Raw genomic sequence first — 5,175 nt, forward strand, 5'->3', positions numbered from 1 at the left:
TGAATCTTCGAATCGTTTACCTCTTGCCATACAGACACACCCCGTTATAGTTGATATATTTATTATAACAATCTGTGTCTACTTTTTAGTCTAGCATCATAACATGTAGTTTTGTTTATGAATCTCTGCTAAGTAATAAAATGGGATTGGAAATTATTCGTTTACCTGAAGACATTAGTCTCGAACATACCATTATTCCGTGTACAAGAAGCGGTGCAGTGATAAAAGACAATTTACCTCCTGAAGAAGCAGCTATCGTTAGAAAATCATATGCCCAAGTAAGTACAGTCGCTGATTTTAATGAAATAACAGATGATTTTGTTAAAATCACTATTCACGACCCATTGTTCAGACGTATGGAGACCAGGGAAAAACTATCCCTGTTTTTTGAGTCTGCTTATATTGTTGCTTCTGAAGCAGCTTGGATTGATATAGCGAATGCCAATGTTCATAAGGGTACGACTGTTGAACATTTGCAGCATTTATTGAATGTTACTCCTGAAGAAACAATGGCATTCGGAGATGGATACAATGATATAGAGCTTATGACGCACAGCACCTATAGCTTTACTGTCAGAAATGCTTCTACCATTTCTTGTTGATATCCCAGCCAATTGGTAATTAAGGTGTGAAAAAATGTACTGATAGTAAAGGGTAGTAATAGTTGCAGATAAGGCTGTCATTTGATGGGGTGGAGGAAGTGTAGTGATAAACCCAAGAGTAACGGTAGAAGACAATGTTGTTATCGTATCAGGTGAAGTAGTAATTAAAGATGTTCCAGATGTCGTATGTGGGAACCTTGCAAAAATCATCAAACAAATTTAATTATAGAGATGTAAAATTTTTTAGTACCTAATGGAGTGAAAAAGAGATGAAAATTGAACATGTAGCTATTTGGGTCAATGATTTGGAAGTCATGAGAGAGTTTTATGAAACGTATTTTAATGGTAAGTCAAACAATAAGTATCATAATAAAGAAAAACAATTTGAATCATATTTTCTCAAGTTTGATTCTGGAACAAGATTAGAGATTATGCGTAAGTCAGGTATAAATAAGGAAAAACAGAGTGATATGATAGGCTGGGCTCATATTGCCATTTCTTTAGGAAGTAGGGATTCTGTTAATCAAATGACAGCCAGATTAAAAAAAGAGGGTTATACCAAAATTAGTGGTCCCCGTATCACTGGAGATGGGTATTATGAGAGTATTATCGAGGATCCTGAAGGAAATCTCATAGAGTTGACTGAATGAGTGAAATTAGTTTCGACAAAAAAATGCTCTATTTGAAGTTCTCAACGATAATAGTTGTGAAACATTGTACTGAAACTTTCGTGGTCTTAATTCAATAAGAATATTCAACGATCGGGCGCTTTTCGTAAGTAAAGAAAAGGGCCCTTTTCTTGTATTTACAGAGTTTCTTGAGATGTAAAATGTTTTTTTTCTGCGATTGTTGAATATCCTACAAATGAAACAAACTCTCCTTGAACATAATAGAATCTAGATTAATGGATTTATACAGTAGGAGAGTGATAGAAAATGTTATTATCCGAAGTTTGGAAAAAATATCAACAAGATAAAAGTATAGAATGGTATTCACCACTTACAATAAAAACATATTGTTTTCAATATAATCTTCTTTTACGTTATTTCGGTGATATGGACATAAGCGAATTGACTACTGAGAAACTAAAAGAATATCTAGTACAGGAAGGCAATCACTTGAAGCGATCTAGTCTGGGTCATAGGGTCAGAACTCAACTGGTTGCCGTATTGGAGAGGTTGTTAAATTAAATCGCAAGGATATTAATCTTCGAATGAATACTGTCATTGTTCATGGGAAAGGCGATAAAGAAAAAGAGGTATATTTTAATACTCGGTACTCAATTTGGTTACAAAGATACTTAGATGAACGAGATGATGAAGAATCTTGTCTTTTCGTTACAGAACGCAGACCCAAGAGACGAATGAGTATTGACAATCTTCGTTATATTATCAAACGGATTTCAAAAAGTGCAGGTATTAAAAAGAGTATACATCCTCATCAATTACGCCACAGTTATGCTAAACAAATGATGAACAACGGTGCACCACTTGACGTGATACAAAGTTTGCTTGGCCATGAGAAAAGTGAGACTACTAAAATATATGCACAGTTGAGTGGAAAATTGAGACATGATTTTTATAGTAAATACTTTTGAAGGTTATTTCATGTTAATTTTAATCGAATGAGAATTACATTTTTTTAAACTGAAATAACTAAGTAAGAATGAACACCTTAAGGCTAAACTATAAAAAAAACAGTGCACATGATAATATAAACATAAAGTAAGTTGGAGGTGATTGAATGAAATGGGAGGAAGTATGCCAAGCGTTTCCTGACCAATGGGTGTTGATTGAGGCTCTTCAAGCTTATACGAATGATGAAAGTGAGCGTATACTGGAAGAAGTTGCTCCTTTGAAAAAGTTTTCTAAATCACCAGAAGCAATGAGAGCTTATCAAGAACTTCATCGTGAAAATCCTTCCCGCGAGCTATATGTACTTCACACCAGCCGAACAAAGCCTAATATCATTGAGAAAAAATGGGTAGGTGTGAGACGGTGAAGAAGTTATTTATAAATGAGGGATTATTACTAACAGAAATGGAAGTAACATATAAAGGGAAAACATTATTATTAAAACGGGTTCTAGTAGACACTGGATCTGGTAGCACGATTATTAAAACTGATATCGCAGAAATAATCGGTATTGTTGCTGAAGAAAACGATATGATTTATCGTATCAGCGGGGTTGGGGGATCAGAATTTGTGTTCTCTAAAACGATTAATTCTATAAAAATCGGTGAGAAAAAAACAGGTAACTTTACAGTCGAAATTGGTGCAATGGACTATGGGTTTGATTTAGATGGTATTATCGGATTGGATTTACTACAGCAAATGAAAGCAATTATTAATTTAGACAGGCTTATATTAGAGTGTGATAGTTAGAAGCAATTATGGCAAATTACCATAGTTGCTTTTTATTTTTTAATGATGCTTACTCAGCAATCGGGCGCTTTCCCCAAAGGATCTGCGCTCAATTTTCTTTTAGGGAGCAATTCTGCAATATGAATTGTCCCTTTTTCTTTTGTAGGGGGCAGGTAATTGAGTATGGTTTTGATCGGAAATTTTAGTTTTTTACTCAAATTTTCAAATTAGTCTATAAACAATTAACGGTATTAGCTATCATCTTTTAGTAGTAATGCTGATACTAGTCGAATAAATTGCCCATTTTTTACAAAAAAATCGAACGAAATTTAGATTTCTTACCAATATGAAGTATAAAACAAAAGGGGGAATGATTTTGGGTGAGCCTAACGATATTAATCAACTTATTGAACATATTTTATCTAGGAATAAGCAAGCATTTGGTGATCTGTATGAAAAAACAATACATGACGTGTATACCACTATTCATTTTTTACTTGATGATAAAACAGATGTAGATGATATCGTTCAAGAAACCTATTTTCAAGTTTATAAAAATCTTAGTAAGTTTGATAAAAGGAGAGATTTTAAGCCTTGGATTACAGGAATTGCCATAAAACAAATCCACAACTATCGTAGAAAAAGGTGGATGAGTTTTAGAGTTTTAAAAAAAGTAGAAAGCTCAAGCCAATTGACTGTTATTGATCAAACTAATGAACTAAATGATAAAATATCAAATCTACAATTATCAGAGCTAGTGAATGGTTTACCATACAAGCTTAGACAAGTGATAATACTCCGTTATTTAAATGAATATTCACAAGAGGATATTGCTGGAATTTTAAACATACCAATCGGAACAGTAAAATCAAGAATTAATGCAGCATTAGAAAAGTTACGCCAAAAAGGTCACAATGGAAATTATTTTATTGAGGAAGTGAGGAATCTGCAATGAATATTGAAAATCGGTTGAGAGACTCATTACGGGAGAAAAGTAAAGAATACGCTCCTCCTCAAGAATTGAAACAACGAGTATTAAATAGAATTGCTTTAGCTGAAGGCAAGAGCAAATTTAAAAGACATTTAGCAGCTGGTATCATTGCGGTAGGCATATTAATTCCTACTAGCGGCTTTACATACCAAGCATATTTAGCCGATGAGTTATATGGATCATTAGAAAATATTATAGAACATTTTGAGACAGCGAAAACGGATAGTTATATGTTATTAAATGCAAAACTTTTACAAGCCAAGGGAGAACTTAGTCAATCTGAATATGAAGAATTTAAACAAAATTTAAAAGTGATAACTAGTTCTAAAATAGAGTTTGGAAATCAATATGGCAATATAAATTATGACCAAATCCCTCAAGATAAAGTTTTAGAAATAAGAAAGGCATTTATGTTGTTACAACCATACTTCGATAAATTAAACGGTCATGAATCCAGCAAAACGGTTTTGTCGGCTAAAGAATATGAAAAATATATTGATGCTTTAATGACAAATGAGAAAATCCTTGTGAAAAGTAAGATAGATCCAAGTAAAAGTTTCAGCAATGAGGATATTAAGCCTGAGTTGCTAGATGAATACCTAATTTCTAAAAGTATAATAGAGGATGTCGACAAAAAGGTGATGGAAGCAGGAAATGAGCAACTTGCCTATATGCCAAATTTTTTAATAAACAATAAAAAGGTTTTTATAGAATACGGGTTACCTGCCTATGATAACGAAAATGTTGATATTAAGGATGTTAATTTGATTAAGGCATACGCAGAAGGATTAAAACCAATTGAAGTCCAACCAAATACAATTATGAAGGTTACTTTTGATAAACAACCTGATTCAGTGGAAATTCAGCTATTAACCAAAGAAGGTAAAATTATCAAAACGAGTTCGCTGGATGAAATTACATTTCCAAAAGAAAGTGGCCAGTATACAATTGTTGTTACTGGACAATGGGGTAAGCTTGGAAAGCCTTATATCATTGTTGCAAAAGTTTTAGAATGAAGATATGTTTTTAAACAAAATAGTATCGAATGCCTAAAGGGTTATCATTAACTATAATTTTAATAATACTTCTTCAACAATAGGGCGCATTTCAGTAAGAATTGCGCTTTTTCTTGTGTGCCAGGCATGGCAACTATCTAGGTGGTGAAAGTCCGCTGTGGGGGTACACATCAACCAACCACTAAGGAAGCGCAAGGTACTTA

6 protein-coding genes and 1 pseudogene are annotated in these 5,175 nt (G+C 33.4%); all 7 read left to right on the plus strand.

Annotation, left to right across the window (positions count from 1 at the left end; genetic code table 11):
- Window positions 1–125: 125 nt before the first annotated feature.
- The 7 genes and pseudogenes from HHO41_RS21695 to HHO41_RS21730 all read left to right on the plus strand — a co-directional run bounded on the left by HHO41_RS21695 (window position 126) and on the right by HHO41_RS21730 (window position 4,972).
- Window positions 126–602 carry an HAD hydrolase family protein gene (locus HHO41_RS21695; protein ID WP_282434299.1) on the plus strand — a complete coding sequence of 159 codons (477 nt, stop codon included), beginning with the start codon at window positions 126–128 and terminating at the stop codon, window positions 600–602.
- Between the two features lie 269 nt (window positions 603–871).
- Complete coding sequence (locus HHO41_RS21705; RefSeq protein WP_169102624.1) at window positions 872–1,252, plus strand: VOC family protein; 381 nt, start codon at window positions 872–874, stop codon at window positions 1,250–1,252.
- A 285-nt stretch (window positions 1,253–1,537) separates the two neighbouring features.
- Window positions 1,538–2,199, plus strand: a pseudogene (locus tag HHO41_RS21710) (tyrosine-type recombinase/integrase).
- Window positions 2,200–2,345: 146 nt separating this feature from the next.
- Entirely contained in the window at window positions 2,346–2,603 is a 258-nt protein-coding gene (locus HHO41_RS21715) for a hypothetical protein (protein ID WP_169102626.1), read from the plus strand.
- Window positions 2,600–2,986, plus strand: coding sequence for a retropepsin-like aspartic protease (locus HHO41_RS21720; RefSeq protein WP_211171273.1), 387 nt, complete (start codon window positions 2,600–2,602; stop codon window positions 2,984–2,986). Before HHO41_RS21715 ends, HHO41_RS21720 begins: the two co-directional genes overlap by 4 nt.
- Window positions 2,987–3,335: 349 nt before the next feature.
- Complete coding sequence (locus HHO41_RS21725; protein WP_169102632.1) at window positions 3,336–3,920, plus strand: sigma-70 family RNA polymerase sigma factor; 585 nt, start codon at window positions 3,336–3,338, stop codon at window positions 3,918–3,920.
- Complete coding sequence (locus HHO41_RS21730; RefSeq protein ID WP_169102628.1) at window positions 3,917–4,972, plus strand: DUF3600 domain-containing protein; 1,056 nt, start codon at window positions 3,917–3,919, stop codon at window positions 4,970–4,972. The genes HHO41_RS21725 and HHO41_RS21730 overlap by 4 nt, the downstream gene beginning before the upstream one ends.
- Window positions 4,973–5,175 lie beyond the last annotated feature (203 nt).

It is taken from the genome of Bacillus sp. DNRA2 (genome assembly GCF_012843265.1).
Lineage (GTDB): Bacteria > Bacillota > Bacilli > Bacillales > Cytobacillaceae > Bacillus_BU.